We start from the raw sequence: 22296 nt of genomic DNA, 5'->3' as shown, positions 1-22296 counted from the left end.
ACGGGAGACATGGGCATCAAGGACGACGCCGTTGAGGTGCGAGCGCAGGGGTGGCGGACTCTCGCGGCGCTGCACGGCAACATCGAGGCAGCACTGGAAAAGGCGTTGCAGTCCGCGGCCGATCTTTCGGTAGTCGAGTACACGGTGCTGGACGCCTTGAGCCGCCAGGACGGCTGGCACATGCGGATGCAACAGCTGGCCAGGGCGACGGCCCTATCCAGCAGCGCCACCACGCGGTTGGTGAACCGGCTCGAGGACCGTGCGCTGCTGACCAGGATTCTGTGCGCAGGCGACCGCCGCGGGATTTACACGGAACTTACCGAGGCTGGCCAGAAGTTACTGCTGGCGGCGAGGCCGGTGCACGACGAAACCCTGGCGGAATCTCTGGCGGCCGCAGAATTGGTGCCGGAGCTTGAGCCGCTGGTCAAGGCGCTGGAGGCGCTGCAGGGGGTCTGAGTGTGTTGCTTCCGCGCCTGCGGCGCGTGAGGCGCGCCCTAGGCCGGGGCGTCAGACTTTCTTGACGACGCTGGATTTGAGCTGCATGGGGCCGAAGCCATCCACTTTGCAGTCAATGTCGTGGTCTCCTACGCCGTCCACGAGACGTATGTTGCGGACCTTTGTGCCGACTTTGATGGCCGTAGCACTCCCCTTGACCTTGAGATCCTTGATCACCGTCACGGTATCCCCGTCTGCGAGCACATTGCCGACGGCGTCCTTGATCTCCGTCGGCCCTGACTCCGCTTCATCGGACGCGGCCTGCGACCATTCGTGAGCGCACTCGGGGCAAACCAGCAAGGCGCCCATCTCGTAGGTGTATTCGCTGGCGCATTCAGGGCAAGGGGGAAGTGTTTCGCTCACCGTCCAATGATAGACGGAGTGGGCGTGCACCTAGACAGAGGCCCGTGCACACCTAGATGTGGCTAAAAGAGCACCTAAATCGGTTAACTTGACCACTCATTTCTTCCATTCAGCACCTAGGCGCCAAGTGTCGGCCATAGATTGCTGATGCCCAAGAAGCTGAAAGTTGGTACATAAATCGTGCAATTGCCCACATGGGGACTCGCCCTAGGATGGCTCGCCGTCACCATATACCTCCGTTCAACAGGATTTGAACCTGCGACCCCTTGACCCCCAGTCAAGTGCAGGTGGTTCGCGGGTATACGCCTTCTGATGCGTTGCTACACTCGTTGCTACATTTTCCGCGGGCCCGGGGTTTGGGAAGAAGGCCACAATCATCCGATGGATCCGCCGAACTGCCCGGGCGGATGGGGCGGATCCGAGGCCGGGAACGCCGTCTGCTACATTCTGCGCAGGACCTTCACAAGCTGAAGCCTCCGGGTCCTTCACTCCGCATCCGCGTTGAGTCAGCTCACATAAGGGTGACTGCGGGTGTGGCCGGTGTTGACGCAAGCTTTGCTAGCCGGTTGGTATTGCCCGGCGGCTAACCGCCCGTTCCCCGGTGAGGGCGTCCCGGGCGGAGTTGATGGCGTCAATGTCTCGGTACGGAAGGAGGAGGTCCAGACTTGCGATTGCTGCGACGAGGGCGTTTCCTAGGGCATCGACTGGCGGCAGGTTTCATTGATGCCTCGTGCGGCATTAGGAATCTCGTGCGGGGTCGGCAATGGCCGCGACTCTGTTCTCACCGGCCAGTAGCGGCAGCGTGCAAACTTCGTCACGACGTCGTGCGCAGAGTTGGCGCGGACGGAACACATGCCAGGCAGGCCATCTATCTTGAAACGCAACTCACATTTGCCCGCGTGAGTCTGTAATTTCCGGCAGGCTGGACATCGTTCAGAGGCAACACAAGCAGGAGGGATACTAAAGCAGGACTCATGTTCACCCGCGCAAAAGCTGGGTATTCGCAAAGTGGCGTGAGCTACAATCTGAGTGCTCGCCTATGTGACGGCGAAATCATTGGGGGATCATGATCAACCAGCCGTCGATAGCGCCCGCTCGAACGAACGTTCTGCCCCGCGACCTTCCCAGCCTCACGTCGCTTCGAAGCTTTGCAGCCCTATTTGTCTTCGTCTGCCATCTGTATTCTCCGACGTCGAAGCGCTGGTCCTTCGGCTCCGGGCGCAGACCCGCTTGTCCGGGCCGAGGACGGCAGCGAAGAGGAAGTCCGGGCACTGTCCGATTCCACCATCCGGACCACCTTCAGTGTGCTGCGCGGCCCTTTACGGTCCGCGGCGACGGCGACGCTGGACTCCGGGGTGCACATCAAGGCGGTCTCGGACCTGCTGGGCACTCCGCAGTCGCCATCACCGGCGATATCTATGGGCATACCCGATACCCATGCCAAAGCCGTTAAACGCAAGAGTCCCGGGAACCCTTTGGTTCCCGGGACTCTGCTCTCGATACCTTGCGGTCGGGCTGACAGGATTTGAACCTGCGACCCCTTGACCCCCAGTCAAGTGCGCTACCAAGCTGCGCTACAGCCCGTCAGTTCTGCCGTTCTCCGCCTAGATTTTCACCTAAGCAGTCCGGCCGAACCACCTCAAAAAGCTTACACGATGTTCGAGGTTCTCAATGACACCTTGGCGGGTGTCATCTGTGATGCGCGTCTCAACTAGCGCTTCTTGCCGCGCTTTTCGCGGACGCGCATGTTGACCTCGATCGGCGTGCCATCGAAGCCAAAGGTCTCGCGCAGGCGGCGAGTGATGAATCGGCGGTATCCGGGGTCCAGGAAGCCCGTGGTGAACAGCACGAACTTCGGCGGACGGCTAGATGCCTGGGTGCCGAACAGGATGCGCGGCTGCTTGCCACCGCGGACCGGGTGCGGGTGCGCAGCCACGAGCTCGCCCAGGAACGCGTTGAGGCGTCCCGTGGGAATGCGCTTGTCCCAGCTCTCCAAGGCGAGGTCCAGGGCGGGCACCAGACGGTCCTTGTGCCAGCCCGTCTTGGCGGAAATGTTGACGCGCGGGGCCCACTCCACGTGTGCCAGGTCCTGCTCGATTTCACGTTCAAGGTAGCGGCGACGTTCGTCGTCGAGCAGGTCCCACTTATTGAACGCGAGCACCAGCGCGCGGCCCGACTCGATGGCGAGTTGCAGGATGCGGACGTCTTGCTCGCTGAGGACCTCGTCGACGGCCAGGAGCACGACGGCGACCTCCGCCTTTTCGAGTGCGGCCTGCGTACGCAGTGAAGCGTAGAAGTCTGCGCCCTGGGCCATGTGCTGGCGCCGGCGGATGCCTGCGGTATCCACGAAGCGCCAGGTGCGGTCACCAAGTTCGATGAACTCGTCCACGGGGTCGCGGGTGGTTCCGGCGAGGGTATCAACGACGACGCGTTCGGAGCCGGCCAGCTTGTTCAGCAAGGAGGACTTGCCGACGTTCGGACGGCCGATGAGGGCAATACGGCGAGGACCGCCGGAGCGTTCGACGCCTTCCACAGTGGAGAACTCGGGCAGGGTGTCCATGACGTGGTCCAGGAGGTCGGCAACACCGCGTCCATGAAGGGCGGACACCGGGTACGGCTCACCGAAGCCAAGGCCCCACAGCGCGGCCGAGTCGGCTTCCTGCGCAAAGTCATCGACCTTGTTGGCCACCATGATGACCGGCCTCTTGGACTTGCGGAGCATCTTCATGACGCCTTCGTCCGTCGCGGTGGCGCCGACGGCGGAGTCCACCACGAAGAGCACGGCGTCAGCGAGTTCCACGGCCATCTCGGCCTGCTCGGCGACGCGGGCGTGGATGCCCCTGGCGTCGTGCTCCCAGCCACCGGTGTCCACCAGTGTGAAGTTGCGGCCGTTCCAGTGTGCCGAGTACATGACGCGGTCACGGGTGACACCGGGGGTGTCCTCGACGACGGCCTCGCGGCGGCCAAGGATTCGGTTCACCAGGGTGGACTTGCCGACGTTCGGGCGTCCAATGATGGCCAGTACCGGGTCAAGCTTGAGCGGACCGTCTTCGCCCTCATCGTCATAGAGCCCGCTCAGCAGGGCGGCGTCGTCCTCGTCGAGGTCATAGTCTGCCAGGCCTGCCCGGAGGGAGGCTGCACGGAGTTCGGCTTCATCGTCGTCCAGGGCGGCAAGGTTTTCAGCCACCTGGTCGGTGCCGGTGGGCGTGTATTCGTCGTCGCCGGCTCCGATGTTGCCGGATTTTTGAGTCGTATCGCTCATTGCACTTTCCTTAGTGGTGATCTGCCGGCGTCCCGGCTACTTCTTCTTGGCGGTGCTGTGTTGGCTGTGGGCCGGTTGATTTAGTCCCCCGGAAGGGACTGACCGGAGGTCTTGACGGCATCCTGGACGTGTCCAGCCAGCGCAGCGCGGATCTCCGCAGCCGCCCTGTCCATTGAAACACGCCCCGACTCGCCATTTCTGCGGGTCACATTAAAGGGGGCTCCGAAACTGACGTGCAGGCGCCGGCGCGGCCTCGGAATGGAGTCACGGTGTTCGTGCCCGATCCGCGTTCCGAGGATAGCCACGGGAATGACCGTGGCTCCGGACATCAGGGCGAACCACGCAACGCCGTTGCTGATGCTGCCGGCGGTGCCGCTCCCCCGAGTTCCTTCAGGGAGAATCCCGATGCAACGGCCGGCGTCGAGCACTTGCTTTCCGAGCTGGAGCGCCGCGCGGTCGCCGGAACGGTCAACGGAAATCTGCCCCGAAGCACGGAGCACACGTCCCAGGAAACCCTGGAACATCTCCTTCTTGACCAGGATGTGCATGGGCCGCGGAGCAGCACCGAACATCACCGGCCCATCCAGAAAGCTGATGTGGTTTCCAGCGAAAATGACCGGACCGGACTTTGGAACGTTGGAGCGCCCGGTGATCGCGGTCCGGTACAGGACATGATCCAGCAGCCAGCCCACAGGCCGGCTCCAGAGCATGGTCCAGCGTGCCGGGAGGCGGGTTTCAGTCACCGTAGATGACCTTGCCCACAATGCTCAGTGCTGTTTCGACCGTTTCTTCGAAGTCCAGGTCCGAGGAATCAAGGGCGACGACGCCGTCGGCCGCTTGCGTGAAGTTCACCACAGTGGAGTCTTTGGCGTCGCGGTGGATCACTTGGGCGGCGAGTTGCTCCTTGCTCTGCGTTCCGCCGAGCTGGAGGCCACGGCGCCGCAGCCGGGCTTCCTCGCTTGCGGTCAGCAGCATGCGGACCTCCGCGTTGGGCGCGACTACGGTGGTGATGTCCCGCCCTTCCACCACCATGCGACGGTGGTGCTGTTCGATCAGCTGGCGCTGGCGACGAATCAATTCGTTGCGGGCACCCAAGGTGGTTGCCACTGCGCTGACGGACGACGAAATCCTGGGTTCGCGGATTTCCTCCGTGATGTCCACCCCGGCAACGCTGACGTACTCGGCGTTGGCGCTGGTGCTAAGTTCCAGCGGCAGATCCTTTGAGGCTTGCTCGACGGCGGCACCATCCGTGAGGTCGATGCCGGTCTTGAGGCAGTACCAAGTCAATGCACGGTACATCGCACCGGTGTCCAGGTAGGCGAGCTTCAAGCGCCGGGCAACTTCCTTGCTGACGCTGGACTTGCCCGAGCCGGACGGGCCGTCGATGGCGACCACGAGCGGCTTGCCCGGGCGTACTACGGTCTCCGGGCCAAAAAGGTCACGTGTCATTACTGGAGTACCCGCCATCCACGGTCGGTCAAGGCTTCAACAAGGAGGTCATGCTTGTTGGGCATGACGGAAAGTTCCACCATGCCAACGTTCTGCCCGGACGAGTGATCCAGGCGGAGGTCTTCGACGTTGACGCCGATCTCACCAATCTCCGTCAGCAGCCTGGCAATCTGCCCGGGCTTGTCGTCTACCAGAACTGTAAGCCATGAATACGCCTGCGGGGGTCCACCATGCTTCCCCGGAATCCTGGCCTGCCCGGCGTTGCCCTCGCTGATGAGCTGGGCAAGGTCCAGGCGCGCACCGGGGGCCGTGGGATCCTCCAAGGTACCGATCAAACGGTTGAGGTCCTCACGGACACCATGGAGGATATCCACCATCTTGGCCGCGTTGTTGCCAAGAATCTGCACCCAGAGGGTGGGATCGCTGGCAGCAATCCTTGTGGTGTCCCGCAGCCCGTTGCCCGCTAAGGACAACGCATGAAGCGGTGTTCCCTGCAAGCGGCTGGCGAGAAGCGATGACATCACCTGGGGCAAATGAGATACCAAAGCAACGGCTTCATCGTGTTCCTCGGCGGTGAACTGGGAAACTATTGCCCCCAGGTCCCCGGCCAAAGAACGCGCGGTCTGAAGGGCATCGGAGCTGGTCTCCTCGGAGGGGCAAAGGACCCAAGGCATGGACGTGAAGAGCTCGCCACGGGCCGCAACTGGCCCGGACTTCTCGCGCCCAGCCATCGGGTGCGTCCCGACGTAGCGGGACATGTCCACCCCACGGCCCCGGAGGTCACCCTGGATTGCCAGCTTGACGCTGGCAATGTCCACTACAACGGCCTCTGGGTATTCGCCCAGGGCACGCTGAACGACGTCGGCAGTGACATCCGGCGGCGCGGCAACAACAACCAGCTGGGGAGAGCCCTCGAGCTCCGACAATGGCCTGCCCGCACCGATGTCCACGGCCACGGCCTGGTTGGTCGGGGAGGGGTCCGAAAGGAACACGGAGACACCCCGGCCACGCAGGCCGAGACCGATGCTGGCTCCGAGCAGGCCGGTGCCGAAAACGACCACCGGGCCGTCAAGGTGGCCCCGGCCGTGCGAGTGGAATGCCGACATGCCTTACAGTCCTACGGAGGCCAGGAGGTGTCCGACTTCCTGCTTGCCGAGGTTGCGGATGCTGCCCTGGCGCTGGTCACCCAGGCCGATGGGACCGATCTTGACGCGTACGAGCCGCAGCACGGGGAAACCCACGGCTTCGAACAAACGGCGAACAATACGGTTCTTGCCGGAGTGGAGCACAACTTCGATCAGCACGTGGCCGGGTGTGGAATCCACCAGTTTGAAGGAGTCGACGGAGGCAATGCCGTCTTCGAGCTCGATACCGGCCTTCAGCTGCGCGCCGACGCCCTGCGGGAACGGACCACGGACCTGTACCAGGTACGTCTTGGGCACCTCATAGGAGGGGTGCGTCAAGCGGTTGGCAAGTTCGCCGTCGTTGGTGAGCAGCAGCAGGCCCTCGGTGGCGACATCAAGGCGGCCCACGTGGAAGAGACGCTCGCCCTTGTTCTTGGCGGACTTGAGGAAGTCGCTGATGCAGGGACGCCCCTCGGGATCTTCCATGGTGGAGACGACGCCCTTGGGCTTGTTGAACACCATGTAGAGCATGGTGTCATCGAGCTGGATGCGAATGCCGTCGACGTGGATCACGGCAGACGTCGGGTCCACGCGCATGCCAAGCTCGGTGGTGAGCTGGCCGTTGACCTCGACACGGCCTTCCTGGATCATTTCCTCGCAAACACGGCGGGAAGCCACGCCGGCCTGGGCCATGACCTTCTGCAGGCGCACGCCATCAGCGTCGTGCTGCTCGGACTGAAGAACTTCGCCGCGGCGCCCGCGGGGCTTGCGGATCGGACCAAGGTTCTGGCCGAAGCGCTCACTGCCGAAGGCGCGGGAAGCGTACTGTTTCTTGTTGCTGGCCTTCGGCTTCAACGCGCCAGGCGTACCCGGAGCCTTGCCGAAGCCGGGCTTGTTTGAGCCAGGCTTGCGGGGTGCCTTTGCCGGCCTGGAATCTTGGCGGCCGGCGTCTTCACGGCGATCGTAGCCGCCAGCCGTGGTGGGGTTGTCCGGATCGAAGGGGCGCTCTTCACGCGGACGGGTTGGCTTGAAGGGGCGGTCTCCGCCCGGGGAGAAGCTGCGCTTGCTGCCTCCGGAGGCGCCGCCGGCACGGCTTGCGCCTCCGCGGCCGGCGCCGAAGCCGCTGCCTCCTGCGCGGCCAGCATTGCTGCGGCCTGAGTCTTGCGACTCATTGCGTCCGGAACCGTTTCGTCCCGAACTGTTACGTGGTGAACCCTGGCGTCCCGCCTGTGTCATGACCCGTCCTTTGTTATGGTGGCCGGCTTGTTCTTTCTCAACATTAGCCAGCCGGACAGAGAATATCTGCCCTGTGTGAACTCTGCCCGCTACTAGCCGGGCGTTGGTAGATCCTTGCAATATTGAGTTGTTTCGCGGTGCCCCGCCTGCGGCCTGCTTGCGTCCCGCAATTACATGCGTTCGGCGTCGAAGAACTCCTCGATCCCCTCCAACCCCGGAAGGTGGGGGGACAATTGAGGCAGTTCCGCTACCGAGCCAATGCCCATCCGCTCGAGGAAGTACGAGGTAGTCCGGTAAAGGATGGCCCCCGACTCAGGATCGGTACCTGAGTCCTCGATCAGCCCGCGTTGGACAAGGGTCCGTACGACCGAATCGACATTGACGCCGCGGATAGCCGACACCCTGGCCCTGGAAACCGGCTGCCGGTACGCGATGACCGCCATGGTTTCGAGTGCTGCTTGCGTCAGCCGCGCGGTCTGGCCTTCGAGAACGAACCTGCCCACGACGTCGGCAAATTCCGCGCGTGAATAGATCCGCCACCCTCCGGCAACGTTCCGCAACTCAAAACCCCGGGGTGCACCGCTGGCACTTGCATTGGTGTGCAAATCATCAGCGTCCCTGCCCGGGGCTTTAACAGTATAGCCGCTATACTCTTGCTGAAGTCCCGCCAGCAAATTCTCGACGACGGCGACCGTCACGTTGAGCCCGGCGGCGAGCTCTTCCGCAGTGGCCGGTTGGTCGATCACCATCAAGACGGCTTCCAAAGCCGCACGGGCGCCACCGGGTAGGTCTTCAAGCTCGGCGAGGCCGGCCCGGCCTGTTTCCTGCTCGCTCACAGCGGCTCCTCTGCTTTGTCGATAGTGCCAGTGTCTGTTTCGGCAGCGATGTCCGATTCATGGTCGACAGGGCCGGAGTCGTACTCGTCGCTCAAGTTGTCGCTGCTCCAGCCTTCGGGTCGCCCGGTCCATCGCACCGTGAGTTCGGCAAGGGGACCCGGCTGCTCAAAAGCCACCACACGATCGCGGAACAGCTCCAGAAGCGCCAGGAACCGGGCGACGACAACAAGCGTGGATTCGGCGTCCGCAATGAGGGCCCTGAAGGATTGTGGCAGGCCGCGTTGCAGACGGTACCCGATGATCTCGGCCTGTTCCTTGACGCTGACGGGCGTTCCGTGGAGATGGTCGAGCCCGACTTCCTCGGGCGTGTTGTCCTTCGGAGCCAGGGTCTTGGCAGCAAGCGCAGCGAATTGCTCAGGCGTGTGGCGCCAGATCAGTTCGGGCAGCAGTGCCGCAAAATGCCCTTCCAGTGCAACTTGCCGCGGGAAGCGCCGGGCTTCGGACTCCAAAGTGCCGGACATGATCGCGGCCACCTGCTTGAAGGCCTTGTACTGCAAAAGCCGGGCGAAGAGAAGATCCCGGGCTTCCAGCAAGGCGATGTCCTCGGCATCTTCGACTTCGCCGGCCGGCAGGAGCCTTGCGGCCTTGAGGTCCAGGAGAGTTGCGGCGATGACCAGGAATTCGCTGGCTTCGTCCAGCGCCCAGTCCTCCCCCGGTTCCTGAAGGCGCCGGATGTACTTGATGAACTCGTCCGTGACGGTGGCCAGTGCAACTTCCGTGATGTCCAGCTTGTGCTTTGAGATCAAGCCGAGCAGGAGATCGAAGGGCCCGGTGAAGTTCGCCAGCCGGACCTCGAAACCGGCCTTCCGCGCGGTGGGCAAGGCACCGGCGTCGTCCGCGTTGCTTGCAGAAGAGGACGACGGCGGGGCGACACCGGTCTGTGCGATCTGGGCGGGCGGGACCGCAGAGGTGAGTGGCTCTGCCACGCTGGCTAGGGTGCGCCGCCGCGCGAAATCAGTTCCTTGGCCAAACGACGGTAGGCGTCGGCCCCGATGTGGTTTCCGGCGTAGCTGGTGATGGGCTCTGCGGCAACCGTGGCGTCGGCGAACTTGATTGAGCGCTTGATGACGGTCTCGAAGACCTTGTCTCCGAACGCCTCCACGAGGCGCGAGATGACTTCACGGCTGTGCAAAGTGCGGGCGTCGTACATCGTGGCGAGTACGCCGTCCACCTGCAGGCGCGGGTTCAGCCGGTCCTGGACCTTTTCGATCGTCTCGACGAGCAGGGCAACGGCGCGAAGTGCGAAGAACTCGCAGATCAGCGGAATGATGACTCCATGCGCGGCCGTCAGCGCATTGACCGTCAGGAGGCCCAGGGACGGCTGGCAGTCGATGAGGACAACGTCGTAGTCGTCCTCGACGCTCTTGAGGGCGCGGTCCAGCACTTGCTCGCGGGCCACTTCGTTGACCAGCTGGACTTCGGCGGCGGAGAGGTCGATGTTTGCCGGCAGTAGGTCGATGCCTTCGACGCCGGTCTTCTGGATGGCGTCGCGGATGTCCACTTTGCGGTCCATGAGTACGTTGTAGACAGTGAGGTCGAGCTCGTGCGGGTTCGCACCCAGGCCCGCGGAAAGAGCTCCCTGTGGATCGAAGTCGACGAGCAGGACGCGCCGGCCGAACTCTGCGAGCGCAGCGGCCAGGTTGATGGTTGACGTGGTCTTGCCCACGCCGCCCTTCTGGTTGACCATGGCGATGACCCGGGCCGGACCATGGGAGGCCAGCGGCGCGGGTTCAGGGAAGTCGCGGTACGGGCGGCCCGTGGGCCCCATGACGGCGTCTTCCAGATCGAAATCCGTGTCCTCCAGCGTAGTTGCTCCCCGTTCGCTGCTCACGTATCTATCCACTCTCTCCACGACGGTCATTTCCTGCGGCTGTCTCCAGCACCAGCACTGCTCCCCACCTAGGCTACAGCGCCCGACACGGCATTCCGCGGAACTTGACATTGCCCGCAATTTGAGCCTTGACCTTCTAGCTGAGGTAGAAGGTTTGGTCTCCGGGCCGCCAAAACGCGAGCAAGGCAGGTCCCGCCAGGGGTCCTGCCTTGCTCGCGTTGATGCTTCTAGGCTGCGGGCCGCACTAGGCGGCCACGGCCTCTTTCACCACCGGTTCCGCGTGGTGGCTGATCATGGTCAGCTCGTCGAACGGCTTCGCGCCGGACAGGACGTTTGTGACCTGGTTGCGGTCGATTTCCTTGACCCACGTGCCGATCAACACCGTGGCGACCGCATTGCCCGTGAAGTTGGTAAGGGCGCGGGCTTCGGACATGAAGCGGTCGATGCCCACGATCATGCCTACGCCGCCCAGGAGTTCGGGACGGTGGGCCTGCAAGCCCGCTGCGAGGGTGGCCAAGCCGGCACCGGAAACGCCAGCCGCTCCCTTGGACGCGATGATCATGAAGACCAGCAGCGATACTTGGGCGCCGAGGTCCAGCGGGATGCCCATTGCGTTCGCAACGAACAAGGAGGCCATGGTCAGGTAGATGGCAGTTCCATCGAGGTTGAAGGAGTAGCCGGTGGGCACAGTGACACCGACAACCGGCTTGGAAACACCCAAGTGCTCCATCTTGGCGATGAGCCTCGGCAGCGCTGCTTCGGAGGAAGACGTGGAGAAGATGAGCAAGTACTCACGGGCCAGGTACTTCATCAATTGGAAGATGCTGACGCCGGCCACAACCCGGAGCAAGGAACCGAGGACCACCACGATGAACAGCGCACAGGTGATGTAGAACGCGACCATCAGAGTGAGCATGCCGAAGATAGCCTTCACTCCGGTGGCACCGACCACTGCGGCTATCGCACCAAAGGCACCGACTGGCGCCAGCCACATGATCATAATGAGGATGCGGAAGACGAGAGCCTGCCCGTGCTGGATGGCCTTGAGGACCGGCTGCCCCTGCGAGCCCATGCGCTGGAGCGCGAAGCCCACCAGAATGGCCGCCAGGAGCGTCGGCAACACGGGAATGTCTCCGGGGATAATGCCCAGCAGGAAGTCAGCGGTACTGTTCGTGGCAGCCTTCGCGTTGGGGTCGTAGGGGATCAGCTTCAGGCCCTCGCCGGGGTGGATGATATTGCCCACCACCAGTCCAATGGCGAGCGCGAACGTGGACATGACCAGGAAGTAGATCAGTGCGAGCCCACCCACCTTGCCCACGGTGGCTGCCTTGGCGATCGAGCCAATACCCAGGACGATGGTGCAGAAAATGACCGGCGCGATCATCATCTTGATGAGCTTGATGAAGCCGTCACCCAGCGGCTTGAGGGATTTTCCGACTTCAGGGAACATCAGGCCGACGACTGCGCCGAGCACAACTGCGACGATCACGGCGATGTAGAGGTAGTGCGACTTGTCCAGCCCCTTGCGCCCGGCCTTTGCGGGTGCAATCTCTCCTCTTTGAGAGGTCATGGCTTTGCTCCTTTTAGATACTCTGGAAAGCGCCGTGGTTCCTGCAAAATGTCCCTGCGTCGCTCTGCTGTGATATCCATCATTCGGGGCAAGGTGACATGTATCACTGTTGCGTTCATATTGGTCGCAGAATTGATCAAAGGAGGAGCGCGTGATCCGACGCTGGAGCATTGCCCGGAGACTTTTTGTGGCGAACCTGCTGTTCATCCTGGTGCTCACCGCGATCGTGGGGACGGCTGCCTTCGTGGATGCCAGGGACCGGGCCTACAACGACGCCGGCCAGCGCATGCAGGCCGTTGCCGCGGCGATCGCAGCCAACCCCCTCGTACTTCAGGCCGCCGGCACGCCGAATCCCTCGGCGACGCTGCAGCCGTACGCGCAGGTAGTGATGGCCAACGCCCACGCCGACTTCATCACCATCATGGCGCCGGACCGGACCCGCTGGACCCACGCGAACCCCGACGAAATCGGCAAACCCTATATCGGCACTATTGACCCGGCATTGCACGGACAAACCTTCACGGAAGTCACGGCCGGCACCCTTGGCCCGTCGGTGCGCACCATCGTTCCGGTGGAAGATCCATCCGGAACCGTTCGGGCTTTGGTAGCTGCGGGCGTCACGGTGCGAACGGTCGACGTCGCAGTGTCGGCGCGGCTCACAGCAATCATCGCCATTTCCCTGGCCATGCTCGCAGGCGGCTCCCTGGCCTCTTGGTTATTGGGCCGGTACCTGCGTTCGGTCACCCGGGGCTGGGGACCGGAGCAGTTGGCGCAGCTGTTCGCGTACTACGAGTCGGTCCTGCATTCGGTCCGCGAAGGCGTGGTGCTGATAGATACGGGCGGCCGGGTGGTCATGTACAACGACCAGGCCGCGGAACTGCTGGGACTGGAACGGTCCGACGTCGATCCCGCCGCAGGAGCAGCACCCCGCCTTTCGGATCTGCCACTGGAGCCCAGCCTCCACGGGCTCTTCGAGTCCGGCCGGACGGCACACGACGAAATCCACCTCACCGGGTCCCGGATCCTGGTGGTGAACCAGGCGCCCGCGGTGGGGCCACCGGGAATGACGGGCCGGCAGCGCCCCGCCGTGTTCGGCACAGTAGCCACGCTCAGGGATCGCACGGAAATCGAGTCCTTGGGCAGCGAACTGGAAACCATGAAGACGCTGTCCGACGCCTTGCGGGCCCAGACCCATGAGCACGCCAACCGGCTGCACACCATCGTGTCCCTCATGGAGCTCGGGCGTACCACTGACGCCCTGGATTTTGCGACCAAGGACCTCGAGCTAAGCCAACAGTTGACCGACCACCTGGTGGCATCAGTGGACGAACCTGTCCTGAGTGCACTCATCATGGGGAAATCGGCGGAGGCACACGAACGCGGAGCGGAGCTCACGGTCACGGTGTCCGGCGGGGACGGCCTTCAGGGCTTGGCCGTCCAGGATTTGGTGACGATCTTGGGCAATCTGCTGGACAACGCGCTCGATGCCGCGTCCGCCGCTCCCCCACCGCGGAAAGTGGAACTGGGAATCGCATCCGGACCTGACGGAACCACGTTCACGGTGGTCGATTCCGGCCATGGGATCGATCCCGGAATCGTGGACGACGTCTGGCAGTACGGATACAGCACCAAAGCAGCCGGCATCGGACAGAGCGCGGGCCCGGGAGCTCCCTCCCGCGGCGTTGGCCTGGCACTAGTGCGGCAAGCCGTGCAGCGGCTGGGCGGTACGCTGTCCATCAGCGAATCCACCAGCGCCTTGGGCGGTGCGTTGTTCCGTGTGGTGCTCCCCGCGCCGGACTCCAGGAAAGAAGCCGAATGACCGATATCCGCGTCCTCGTTGTCGAGGACGAACCCATCGCCGCAGATGCCCATGGCGTCTACGTGGGCCGAATTGACGGTTTCACTGTTGCTGGAACAGCCCCGGACGGACAATCGGCCCTGCGGCTACTCAACGATTTCGCCACGGCGGGGCAGCCGGTGGACCTTGTCCTGCTGGACATGAACCTACCGGACCTTCACGGACTGGACGTTGCCCGCCGGATGCGCGCGTCCGGCCTGCTAGCCGACATCATCGCCATCACCGCCGTCCGGGAAGTGAACATCGTCCGCAGCGCTGTGTCGATCGGCGTGGTGCAATACCTGATCAAGCCGTTCACCTTCGCGACATTTGCGGACAAGCTTGCCAGCTACCGCATGTTCCGCGAGCAACTTGCCGCACCGGCGTCGGGCGCGCGTGCCGGCGGGGCCTCGCAAAGCGATGTGGACCAGGCCTTCGCGAGCCTCCGGGCGCCCACCGAGCTCCCACTGCCGAAGGGCCTTTCCGCCCACAGCCTGGACTCTGTCAAAGACCTTCTCGCAAGCCTCGGCCGGGCCGTCTCCGCCAGCGAGGCAACCGAGGCCCTTGGCATGTCCCGGGTCACCGTGCGCCGCTACCTCGAGTACTTGGCCGACGCCGGATTGGCTACCAGGAATCCGCGCTACGGCACTCCCGGACGACCGGAAAATGAGTACCGCTGGAACCGGACCTAACGCCCCAGCCGCAGGTGCATACCGAAGATATGTATACATAGATCGAATCTTGGATCGTTTTCTTGAACAAAGCTAGGCTGAATCAGGGTTTGTGTATACACTGAGGACATCCGCACAGCAGAGGGAGGATCCATGCGCGCCAGCGACAAGGCCTATGCGGCCCTGCGTGAAGACATCATTGAGTGGCGCCTGGCACCCGGTACGGTCCTCGCGGAAGTCGAACAATCCGAACGCCTGGGCGTGTCCCGCACGCCCGTCCGGGAGGCACTGTCCCGGCTCAGCGCCGAAGGGCTGACGACGGCGGCAGGCGGCCGTGGCGTCGTCGTCACCGATATCTCGCTGGACGACATCGACGAGCTGTTCGAGTTGCGCGAAACCCTGGAAGGCAAAGCCGCCGCCCTCGCCGCGGAACGCGGTGAACGCCCGGTGTTCGAGCAACTCCACGCCGAGCTCCTCCGGGCCCCGGAGATGCTCAACGACAGCGATCCCGCCCGGCACGACTACTACGCACTGGTGGGAAGGCTCGACGAGGCGATCGACGAAGCCATCTCCAATTCCTACCTCGCCCAGGCAATGCGCAGCCTGCGCGTGCACTTGGTGCGGGTCCGCCGCCTCGCGGCCGACGACGCCGAACGCCTCCACGCCGCCGCGGCCGAGCATGCCGCGATCGCGGAGGCCATCGCTTCAGGCAACCCCCGGCTCGCTGAAGCCGCGACCACCCTCCATCTCCACCGCAGCCTTTCCCACGTCAAAGCCACCCACACACCTCACTAAAGGAGCACCATGGTGAAGAACAACCACGTCCGCGTCTACAAGAGCGAAGAGAACCTCGCCCGTGAAGACCAGTTGGCGCACATGATCGCCACGGTCGCCGCCGACCCCGTTGAGGTGACTCCCGAGGTCACCGACATGATCATCAACCGGATCATCGACAATGCCTCCGTGGCCATTGCCTCCCTTAACCGTGCCCCGATCATCGCCGCGCGGGCGCAGGCCCTGACCCACGCCCCCACCACCAACGGCAAGGGCTCGTCCGTCTTCGGCATCAGCGACAAGGTCTCCCCCGAGTGGGCTGCCTGGGCCAACGGCGTCGCAGTACGCGAACTCGACTACCACGACACCTTCCTGGCAGCGGACTACTCCCACCCCGGCGACAACATCCCGCCGATCCTCGCCGTAGCCCAGCACGTCGGCGCCGGCGGCAAGGACCTGATCCGCGGCATCGCCACCGGCTACGAAATCCAAGTGAACCTGGTCAAGGCCATCTGCCTGCACAAACACAAGATCGACCACGTCGCCCACCTCGGCCCCTCCGCCGCGGCCGGCATCGGCACCCTCCTGGGCCTCGACGTCGAGACGATCTTCCAGTCGGTCGGCCAGGCCCTCCACACCACCACGGCCACACGGCAGTCCCGCAAGGGCGAAATCTCCACCTGGAAAGCCCACGCCCCGGCGTTCGCCGGGAAGATGGCCGTGGAGGCCGTGGATCGCTCCATGCGCGGCCAGACCTCCCCCGTGCCGATCTACGAAGGCGAAGACGGCGTCATCGCCTGGATGCTCGACGGCCCGGACGCCTCCTACGAGGTCCCCCTGCCCGAGGCCGGGGAGCCCAAGCGCGCCATCCTGGACACCTACACCAAGGAACACTCCGCCGAATACCAGGCCCAGGCCTGGATCGACCTCGCCCGCAAACTGAACAAAGAACACCCCGAGACCACGGACCCGGCCAACGTGAAGTCCGTCCTCATCAAAACCAGCCACCACACGCACTACGTGATCGGCTCCGGCGCCAACGACCCCCAAAAATACTCGCCCACCGCGAGCCGGGAAACCCTGGACCACTCCATCCCGTACATCTTCACCGTCGCGCTTCAGGACGGCTCCTGGCACCACGTCGACTCCTACAGCCCGGAACGCGCCGGACGCCCCGACACCGTGGAGCTGTGGCACAAGGTCACCACCGTCGAAGACCCCGAATGGACCCGCCGCTACCACTCCCTGGACATCGCGGAGAAGGCCTTCGGCGGCTCCGTTGTCATCACACTCACGGACGGAACGGTCATCACCGATGAGATCGCCGTCGCGGACGCCCACCCGCTCGGTGCCCGGCCGTTCGCCCGCCAGCAGTACATCGACAAGTTCCGCACCCTCGCCGCAGGGCTGGTGGAGGACGCCGAGATCGAAAGGTTCCTCGCCGCCGTCGAGCGCCTCCCGGAACTGGGCCCGGGTGAGCTGGACCAGCTGAACATCGCCGCCGCGCCCGGCGTCATCGACCTCGCCGCTGCGCCGAAGGGGCTGTTCTAGATGCTGTACTCCAAGGCCACGCCTGAACAGAAGCGGCTCGCCCTCCGCGGGATGCTGGCTTCCGGGACCATCCAGCAGTTTCCCGGCGCGTTCAACCCGCTCTCGGCACGCCTGATCGAGGAGAAGGGCTTCCCCGGCGTCTACATCTCCGGCGCCGTCCTCGCCAACGACCTCGGCCTCCCCGACATCGGCCTCACCACACTCACGGAGGTCGCCACCCGTGCCGGGCAGATCGCCCGCATGACCGAACTGCCCTGTTTGGTGGACGCGGACACCGGATTCGGCGAGCCGATGAACGTCGCCCGCACCATCCAGGAACTCGAAAACGCCGGACTGGCCGGTTGCCACATCGAGGACCAGTTCAACCCGAAGCGCTGCGGGCACCTGGACGGCAAGAACGTCGTCGACGTCGACACCGCCGCCAAGCGCATCCGCGCCGCCGCCGACGCCCGGCGGGACCCGAACTTCCTCATCATGGCCAGGACGGACATCCGCGCCGTCGAGGGCATCGAGGCCGCCCAGGAACGTGCCCGGGCGCTCGTCGAAGCCGGCGCCGACGCGATCTTCCCGGAAGCCATGAAGGATCTCAGCGAGTTCCAAGCCATCCGTGATGTGGTGGATGTGCCGATCCTGGCCAACATGACCGAGTTCGGCAAGAGCGGTCTATTCACCGTGGAACAGCTCCAGGGGGTCGGCGTGAACATGGTGATCTACCCGGTCACCCTGCTCCGCATTGCCATGGGGGCTGCAGAGCGTACGCTGGAAACGATCAAGGCCACAGGAACGCAGGAGGCGCAGGTGGAGAACATGCTCACCCGTGCGCGGCTCTATGACCTCGTGGACTACGAGGCCTACAACCACTTCGACACGAGCGTTTTCAACTTCCAGATTCCTGGGCTCAGCCGGTAACTGGATCAACCAAGGGATGCAGGCGCTCCGGCCATTCCGGAGTTCTTGCCGACGAACGAAGGAGGACAGCATGGTAGCTGTTGAGATCAAGAAGGGCCTGGCCGGCGTCGTGGTTGACTACACCGCGATCTCCAAGGTCAATCCGGACACCAACTCGCTGCTGTACCGCGGCTATCCCGTGCAGGAACTCGCCGCCAAGTGCAGTTTCGAAGAAGTTGCCTTCCTGCTGTGGAATGGTGAGCTGCCCACACCGGAAGAACTCGCAGAGTTCACAGCCCGCGAGCGCGCGGGCCGAACACTTGACCCCGTGGTGAAGAAGGTCATCGATACGCTGCCGACTACAGCCCATCCCATGGATGTGTGCCGCACGGCCGCCTCTGTACTGGGAGCACGGCACCCGCTGGCCGACGTTTCCACCCCGGAGGCCAACATGGCCAAGGCAATTGATTTGTTCGCCGCCATGCCTGCGGTGGTTGCCTACGACCAGCGCCGCCGGCGCGCCGACGGACAAGCCATCGAGCCCGTGGCACCCAGGGACGACCTAGGGTACTCCGCCAACTTCCTGTGGATGACCTTCGGCGAGGATCCGGTGGAAGAAGTCGTCAAGGCGTTCAACGTCTCGATGATCCTTTACGCCGAGCACTCTTTCAACGCGTCGACCTTCACGGCACGCGTTGTCACCTCCACCCTCTCGGACCTGCACTCCGCAGTCACCGCGGCGATCGGAGCCCTCAAGGGCCCGCTGCACGGTGGCGCCAACGAAGCTGTCATGCACACCTTCGAGGAAATCGGCATCCGCACCGAAGAGTCCCTGGAGGACGCCGCTGGCCGGGCGAAGACCTGGATGGAACAGGCCCTGGCACAGAAGAAGAAGGTCATGGGATTCGGTCACCGCGTTTACAAGCACGGCGACTCCAGGGTGCCCACCATGAAGGCCGCACTGGACAAGATGATCGCGCACTATGGACGGCCGGAAATCCTGGGCCTGTACAACGGCCTTGAACAAGCCATGGACGAGGCCAAGGCGATCAAGCCCAACCTGGACTACCCCGCCGGACCCACCTACCACCTCATGGGCTTCGACACCCCCACCTTCACCCCGCTGTTCGTCGCCAGCCGCATCACAGGCTGGACCGCACACATCATGGAGCAGCTCGGATCGAACTCCCTCATCCGCCCGCTCAGCGAATACAACGGCGTGGACGAACGGCACCTGCCGTAGATTCTGGACGCACGACGGCGGGCCGGTCACCTGGGTGGGCCCCACGCATGGGCCCACTCGAGCAGGGTTCCCTGGCCGAGCTTGCGAGGTCAGGGGGCTCGCGGGGAGTGACCGGCCCGCCGTCGTACTGCAAGCTATTGAGTGAGCTGCAGGCTGGTGATCATCCGCTTGAGCTTCTGGTATTCCGGAGTCTGTAGGTACTGCGTGGCTTCCTCCATGGTGCTGAAAGTGCGGGAGCCAGGGGCCTGGGCGTCACTCGTAGCGAAAGACAGCGTGCCCTTGGGCGCACCAGCCACGAAAGAGTACATTAGGCAGCTGTCCCGGACTTCGCCGCTGGACTTGTCCACCAAACCGAGCTGGTAGCCGATGCCGCCGCCCTGGGCTGTCTGATCCAGCACGCGAAAAGAGAACCGGGCTTGCGACGTGGTGACCCACTGCCCCGTCAGTGAGGTGGCGGCCTTGTCGAGCTCCGTTTGTTTGTATGTGCCGGGCCCGCAGGCCCCGCCTACGCCGCCGCCCGCGCCATAGTAGAACTTGGCCATGAGGCGCCCGGCCTCGTCCTTCACCTGGATCCCGGAAGCGGGATTGCTGGCGGTACCTACGGGAACATCAGTGGCCGTCCAGCCGATGGGGAGGTCGAACTGGGCGTGGGCGGTGGTGCTGACGAAGCTCGTCCAGGCGAGGTTGGGCGTCTGCGTTGCTGATGCCGTTGGTTCCGCGGTGGCCACCGAGGAAGCTGTTAGCGAGGGAGTAGTCGTTGTGGGGGCCGTAGTGGCGGCTGGTGTCTGCAAGGGACTTCCGCTCTGCGCCCGGCCTTGGGACCCAAGGTTGCCGGCAACGAGGACTCCCGCGGCCAGAACCACCGCGGCGAGAGCCACCAACACGATGACTCTCAGCCTCCGCAGCTTCCTTTTCCGTTCAACGCCTGTTGTGTCCACTCCCAACATGTTCCCGTCGACCCCAGGGCGGTATGAACGCTCCATGCTTTGATCGTGCATGGACAGTCCGTGGCCATCGTGGCGCTTGGAATCCACCATTCCCCCTTTGTCGGTAAGCGCCCCGAACCGGGCGTCTATCGTGTAAGTTTCCGGCAAACGTCTTGAGGTTACAGTCCGGGTACCCAATTCTGATCGGGCACTCCCGATGCTGCTCCGTCGTCGGTCCAGTCGGAATGGAAGACTTCGGCCACGTTCTCGTTGTCGTCGGCGAGCACAACGCGGACATCCATGCGCCGGCCATTCATCATCGCGGGAAGCCAATGCTCGGCATCGGCCCACATATGGGCAACCGGCAGTTCCTCCGCCGGGTACCACTGCGGCGTAATCTCGTCGCTCTCCGCGGGCTCTCCCACCCACGATTCGGCGAGGAACACCGTGGTGAACATGTTCCACTCGGGTTTGGCAGGGAAGACAAAGTCCACAGTGCCCGCGGCCACCAGGTCGTCCGGCTCAACTTGGACGTAGACTTCTTCGCGGACTTCCCGGCAAACAGCCTCGATGGCGGTCTCCCCCTCCTCCACATGGCCTCCGACGCCGACTACCTTGCCTTTGCCGAAGCCGGTGCGCTTGCGTCCAAGGAGGACCTCCCGGCCGGCATCGACCTCGCGGAGGAGAAAACAGAGGGTCACGTGGGCGGCTGTCATGGGATCAAGCCTACGACCGCCTCGCCCCTGAAGAACGACGCCGGGCCGGTCACCTGAGTGGGCCCACGCGAGCAGGGGTTCCCTGGCCGAGCTTGCGAGGTCAGGGGGCTCGTGGGGAGGTGGCCGGCCCGGCGTCGTGACTCATCGCTAGCCCATCTTGGTGATGGTGAGCGAGGTGATGACCGCCTTGAGGTCCTTGTAACCTTGCGTCTGGGTGAAGGACGCGGCCTCGTCCATTGTCTTGAACTTGTAGAGGCCCCATGTGGGTCCGCCGAGTGGACGACGATCCGTGAAGCTGAAGAACTTCAAAGCGCCGGGTCCTGAGACAGCCAGATCGAGGACGCAGCCAATCCCATCCTGTCCAGCAATGCGGTTGGTGATTCCAATCCCTGCCTGAACGGGACCTCCGTCATTTGCGGCTGATGTCATGGCGACGAAGACGAATCTTGGCGTTCCTTGACCTGGCAATGCCGGGTCGACTGGCAGTCCGGGCATGGATTGGCTGTCGAGGATCTTGTAGGGCGCCTTGTTGAGGCAGCCGCTGGTGCTCCAGTCGTTGGTTTCCCCCAAGGCGAGCCGTGCCATGGACTGCCCGCTGGAGTCCGTGACCGCAGTCCCAGGACCGCCTGTCAGGGAAAGGCTGCCTGGGTCGCCCAATTGCCACGCAGCGGTATAGTTGAAGCTCACTTTGTAGCCTGTGGACCGGTCCTCGTAGGTCTTGATGCCAAGCGCTGCCAGGCTATCCGGCGCGGGTTCACCCACCAGGCTTTTCCTGAGGGCGACAGGAATTCCCTTGGCCGTGAACTCCTTGTCCATATATTGTGCGGCTGACAAGCGCTCGTTGTTTTTACCGGCCGTCGCCCAGCCTGCGATCTGGGCGTACGGCTGGCTACTATCTACGATGAATTCGCCGCTTTTCAGCCTGGCCATCCAAAACGAGCTCTGGTCCGGAGCTCCGTCGATGGATTGGCTGAGCGCCATCCACTCCCCTGCACATCCGGCAACCTCCAGCTTTGGCAACAGGTCCGCGATGAAAACCGCAGTACCCACAACGTTGTCCTTGGCGCATTCACCGTGGCCAACGGCGGCAAGCGACGAAGGCGTCGCCGTGGAGCTTGCCGTCGCGGTGGCGGTCGGGCTCGCCGTGCCGGCCGCCGTCGGTGACACGCTCGGCGCCATCGTGGTTGTACCGGCCGGAACGGGCACCGCACTGATCGAACCCAGATGGGTTGCCACGAGCACTCCGGCGGTCACTGCGGCGGCGGCCATCGTCAGCAACCCCGCAATCCTGGCATTCCGGAGCCGTCGCGCGGCCGCGAACGAGCGAACATTCGGCGGCAATTTATCAGCGCCGCCGACCGGGGCAGCCAACACCCGGGCCAAAGCCGCTTCCGCATCCGGCGCTAGCTCCCCTCCACCGCGCAACGGATCAGCACCCTCAATCAATTCCTTGATCGGATCCAT

19 protein-coding genes, 1 tRNA gene and 2 pseudogenes are annotated in these 22296 nt (G+C 63.8%); 7 read left to right on the top strand and 15 right to left on the bottom strand.

What is annotated here, in order from left to right; genetic code table 11:
* Positions 1 to 9: 9 nt before the first annotated feature.
* Positions 10 to 456 carry a MarR family winged helix-turn-helix transcriptional regulator gene (locus LFT43_RS07385; RefSeq protein WP_395801854.1) on the top strand — a complete coding sequence of 149 codons (447 nt, stop codon included), beginning with the start codon at positions 10 to 12 and terminating at the stop codon, positions 454 to 456.
* Positions 457 to 507: 51 nt separating this feature from the next.
* Here LFT43_RS07385 and LFT43_RS07380 read toward each other — a convergent pair whose 3' ends face one another.
* The 12 genes and pseudogenes from LFT43_RS07380 to LFT43_RS07325 all read right to left on the bottom strand — a co-directional run bounded on the left by LFT43_RS07380 (position 508) and on the right by LFT43_RS07325 (position 12226).
* The gene (locus tag LFT43_RS07380) at positions 508 to 858 is read right to left on the bottom strand and encodes a zinc ribbon domain-containing protein YjdM (RefSeq protein WP_395801853.1); all 351 of its coding nucleotides are present in this window, start codon (positions 856 to 858) and stop codon (positions 508 to 510) included.
* A gap of 1156 nt (positions 859 to 2014) precedes the next feature.
* Positions 2015 to 2284, bottom strand: coding sequence for a hypothetical protein (locus LFT43_RS07375; RefSeq protein WP_395801852.1), 270 nt, complete (start codon positions 2282 to 2284; stop codon positions 2015 to 2017).
* An 84-nt stretch (positions 2285 to 2368) separates the two neighbouring features.
* Positions 2369 to 2442, bottom strand: a tRNA-Pro gene (locus tag LFT43_RS07370).
* 127 nt (positions 2443 to 2569) lie between these two features.
* Positions 2570 to 4120 (bottom strand): ribosome biogenesis GTPase Der, encoded by a 1551-nt coding sequence (gene der, locus LFT43_RS07365; RefSeq protein ID WP_395801851.1) that lies wholly within the window; start codon positions 4118 to 4120, stop codon positions 2570 to 2572.
* A gap of 10 nt (positions 4121 to 4130) precedes the next feature.
* Positions 4131 to 4830: pseudogene (locus LFT43_RS07360) on the bottom strand (lysophospholipid acyltransferase family protein).
* Between the two features lie 25 nt (positions 4831 to 4855).
* Positions 4856 to 5569: a (d)CMP kinase gene (gene cmk / locus LFT43_RS07355; protein WP_395801850.1), complete on the bottom strand. Its 714-nt coding sequence runs from the start codon at positions 5567 to 5569 to the stop codon at positions 4856 to 4858.
* Complete coding sequence (locus LFT43_RS07350; RefSeq protein WP_395801849.1) at positions 5569 to 6675, bottom strand: prephenate dehydrogenase; 1107 nt, start codon at positions 6673 to 6675, stop codon at positions 5569 to 5571. Before LFT43_RS07350 ends, cmk begins: the two co-directional genes overlap by 1 nt.
* 3 nt (positions 6676 to 6678) lie before the next feature.
* On the bottom strand, positions 6679 to 7929 hold the full coding sequence (locus tag LFT43_RS07345; protein ID WP_395801848.1) for a pseudouridine synthase: 1251 nt from the start codon (positions 7927 to 7929) through the stop codon (positions 6679 to 6681).
* Positions 7930 to 8099: 170 nt separating this feature from the next.
* Entirely contained in the window at positions 8100 to 8765 is a 666-nt protein-coding gene (locus LFT43_RS07340; RefSeq protein ID WP_395801847.1) for an SMC-Scp complex subunit ScpB, read from the bottom strand.
* Positions 8762 to 9646: a segregation and condensation protein A gene (locus LFT43_RS07335; protein WP_395802955.1), complete on the bottom strand. Its 885-nt coding sequence runs from the start codon at positions 9644 to 9646 to the stop codon at positions 8762 to 8764. Before LFT43_RS07335 ends, LFT43_RS07340 begins: the two co-directional genes overlap by 4 nt.
* 110 nt (positions 9647 to 9756) lie before the next feature.
* Positions 9757 to 10656: a ParA family protein gene (locus tag LFT43_RS07330; protein ID WP_395801846.1), complete on the bottom strand. Its 900-nt coding sequence runs from the start codon at positions 10654 to 10656 to the stop codon at positions 9757 to 9759.
* 244 nt (positions 10657 to 10900) lie between these two features.
* Positions 10901 to 12226 carry a cation:dicarboxylate symporter family transporter gene (locus LFT43_RS07325; protein ID WP_395801845.1) on the bottom strand — a complete coding sequence of 442 codons (1326 nt, stop codon included), beginning with the start codon at positions 12224 to 12226 and terminating at the stop codon, positions 10901 to 10903.
* Between the two features lie 151 nt (positions 12227 to 12377).
* Here LFT43_RS07325 and LFT43_RS07320 point away from each other — a divergent pair, with 151 nt between their 5' ends.
* The 6 genes and pseudogenes from LFT43_RS07320 to LFT43_RS07295 all read left to right on the top strand — a co-directional run bounded on the left by LFT43_RS07320 (position 12378) and on the right by LFT43_RS07295 (position 19190).
* On the top strand, positions 12378 to 14045 hold the full coding sequence (locus LFT43_RS07320; protein ID WP_395801844.1) for an ATP-binding protein: 1668 nt from the start codon (positions 12378 to 12380) through the stop codon (positions 14043 to 14045).
* On the top strand, positions 14042 to 14755 hold the full coding sequence (locus LFT43_RS07315) for a response regulator (RefSeq protein WP_395801843.1): 714 nt from the start codon (positions 14042 to 14044) through the stop codon (positions 14753 to 14755). Before LFT43_RS07320 ends, LFT43_RS07315 begins: the two co-directional genes overlap by 4 nt.
* A 132-nt stretch (positions 14756 to 14887) precedes the next feature.
* Positions 14888 to 15594 (top strand): annotated as a pseudogene (locus LFT43_RS07310) (GntR family transcriptional regulator).
* Positions 15539 to 17059, top strand: coding sequence for an MmgE/PrpD family protein (locus LFT43_RS07305; protein ID WP_395801842.1), 1521 nt, complete (start codon positions 15539 to 15541; stop codon positions 17057 to 17059). The pseudogene LFT43_RS07310 and the gene LFT43_RS07305 overlap by 56 nt, the downstream one beginning before the upstream one ends.
* Positions 17060 to 17968 carry a methylisocitrate lyase gene (prpB, locus tag LFT43_RS07300; protein ID WP_395801841.1) on the top strand — a complete coding sequence of 303 codons (909 nt, stop codon included), beginning with the start codon at positions 17060 to 17062 and terminating at the stop codon, positions 17966 to 17968.
* 70 nt (positions 17969 to 18038) lie between these two features.
* Positions 18039 to 19190 carry a bifunctional 2-methylcitrate synthase/citrate synthase gene (locus tag LFT43_RS07295; RefSeq protein WP_395801840.1) on the top strand — a complete coding sequence of 384 codons (1152 nt, stop codon included), beginning with the start codon at positions 18039 to 18041 and terminating at the stop codon, positions 19188 to 19190.
* A gap of 134 nt (positions 19191 to 19324) precedes the next feature.
* Here LFT43_RS07295 and LFT43_RS07290 read toward each other — a convergent pair whose 3' ends face one another.
* The 3 genes from LFT43_RS07290 to LFT43_RS07280 all read right to left on the bottom strand — a co-directional run bounded on the left by LFT43_RS07290 (position 19325) and on the right by LFT43_RS07280 (position 22296).
* A complete protein-coding gene (locus LFT43_RS07290) occupies positions 19325 to 20227 on the bottom strand; it encodes a hypothetical protein (RefSeq protein WP_395801839.1) in 903 nt (300 codons plus the stop codon).
* Positions 20228 to 20295: 68 nt separating this feature from the next.
* The gene (locus tag LFT43_RS07285) at positions 20296 to 20832 is read right to left on the bottom strand and encodes an NUDIX domain-containing protein (RefSeq protein ID WP_395801838.1); all 537 of its coding nucleotides are present in this window, start codon (positions 20830 to 20832) and stop codon (positions 20296 to 20298) included.
* A gap of 147 nt (positions 20833 to 20979) precedes the next feature.
* Positions 20980 to 22296 carry a hypothetical protein gene (locus LFT43_RS07280; RefSeq protein WP_395801837.1) on the bottom strand — a complete coding sequence of 439 codons (1317 nt, stop codon included), beginning with the start codon at positions 22294 to 22296 and terminating at the stop codon, positions 20980 to 20982.

The sequence above is a fragment of the Arthrobacter sp. FW306-04-A genome (assembly GCF_044358315.1).
GTDB lineage: Bacteria > Actinomycetota > Actinomycetes > Actinomycetales > Micrococcaceae > Arthrobacter.
This window is presented reverse-complemented; position numbering and strand designations above follow the sequence as displayed.

Bases quoted from the DNA above. Each gene is read 5' to 3' on its own strand.
- LFT43_RS07385 (WP_395801854.1), top strand. From the start codon at position 10: ATGGGCATCAAGGACGACGCCGTTGAGGTGCGAGCGCAGGGGTGGCGG.
- LFT43_RS07375 (WP_395801852.1), bottom strand. From the start codon at position 2,284: ATGCCCATAGATATCGCCGGTGATGGCGACTGCGGAGTGCCCAGCAGG.
- der (WP_395801851.1), bottom strand. From the start codon at position 4,120: ATGAGCGATACGACTCAAAAATCCGGCAACATCGGAGCCGGCGACGAC.
- cmk (WP_395801850.1), bottom strand. From the start codon at position 5,569: ATGACACGTGACCTTTTTGGCCCGGAGACCGTAGTACGCCCGGGCAAG.
- LFT43_RS07350 (WP_395801849.1), bottom strand. From the start codon at position 6,675: ATGTCGGCATTCCACTCGCACGGCCGGGGCCACCTTGACGGCCCGGTG.
- LFT43_RS07345 (WP_395801848.1), bottom strand. From the start codon at position 7,929: ATGACACAGGCGGGACGCCAGGGTTCACCACGTAACAGTTCGGGACGA.
- LFT43_RS07325 (WP_395801845.1), bottom strand. From the start codon at position 12,226: ATGACCTCTCAAAGAGGAGAGATTGCACCCGCAAAGGCCGGGCGCAAG.
- LFT43_RS07315 (WP_395801843.1), top strand. From the start codon at position 14,042: ATGACCGATATCCGCGTCCTCGTTGTCGAGGACGAACCCATCGCCGCA.
- LFT43_RS07305 (WP_395801842.1), top strand. From the start codon at position 15,539: ATGGTGAAGAACAACCACGTCCGCGTCTACAAGAGCGAAGAGAACCTC.
- prpB (WP_395801841.1), top strand. From the start codon at position 17,060: ATGCTGTACTCCAAGGCCACGCCTGAACAGAAGCGGCTCGCCCTCCGC.
- LFT43_RS07295 (WP_395801840.1), top strand. From the start codon at position 18,039: ATGGTAGCTGTTGAGATCAAGAAGGGCCTGGCCGGCGTCGTGGTTGAC.
- LFT43_RS07290 (WP_395801839.1), bottom strand. From the start codon at position 20,227: ATGGTGGATTCCAAGCGCCACGATGGCCACGGACTGTCCATGCACGAT.
- LFT43_RS07285 (WP_395801838.1), bottom strand. From the start codon at position 20,832: ATGACAGCCGCCCACGTGACCCTCTGTTTTCTCCTCCGCGAGGTCGAT.
- LFT43_RS07280 (WP_395801837.1), bottom strand. From the start codon at position 22,296: ATGGATCCGATCAAGGAATTGATTGAGGGTGCTGATCCGTTGCGCGGT.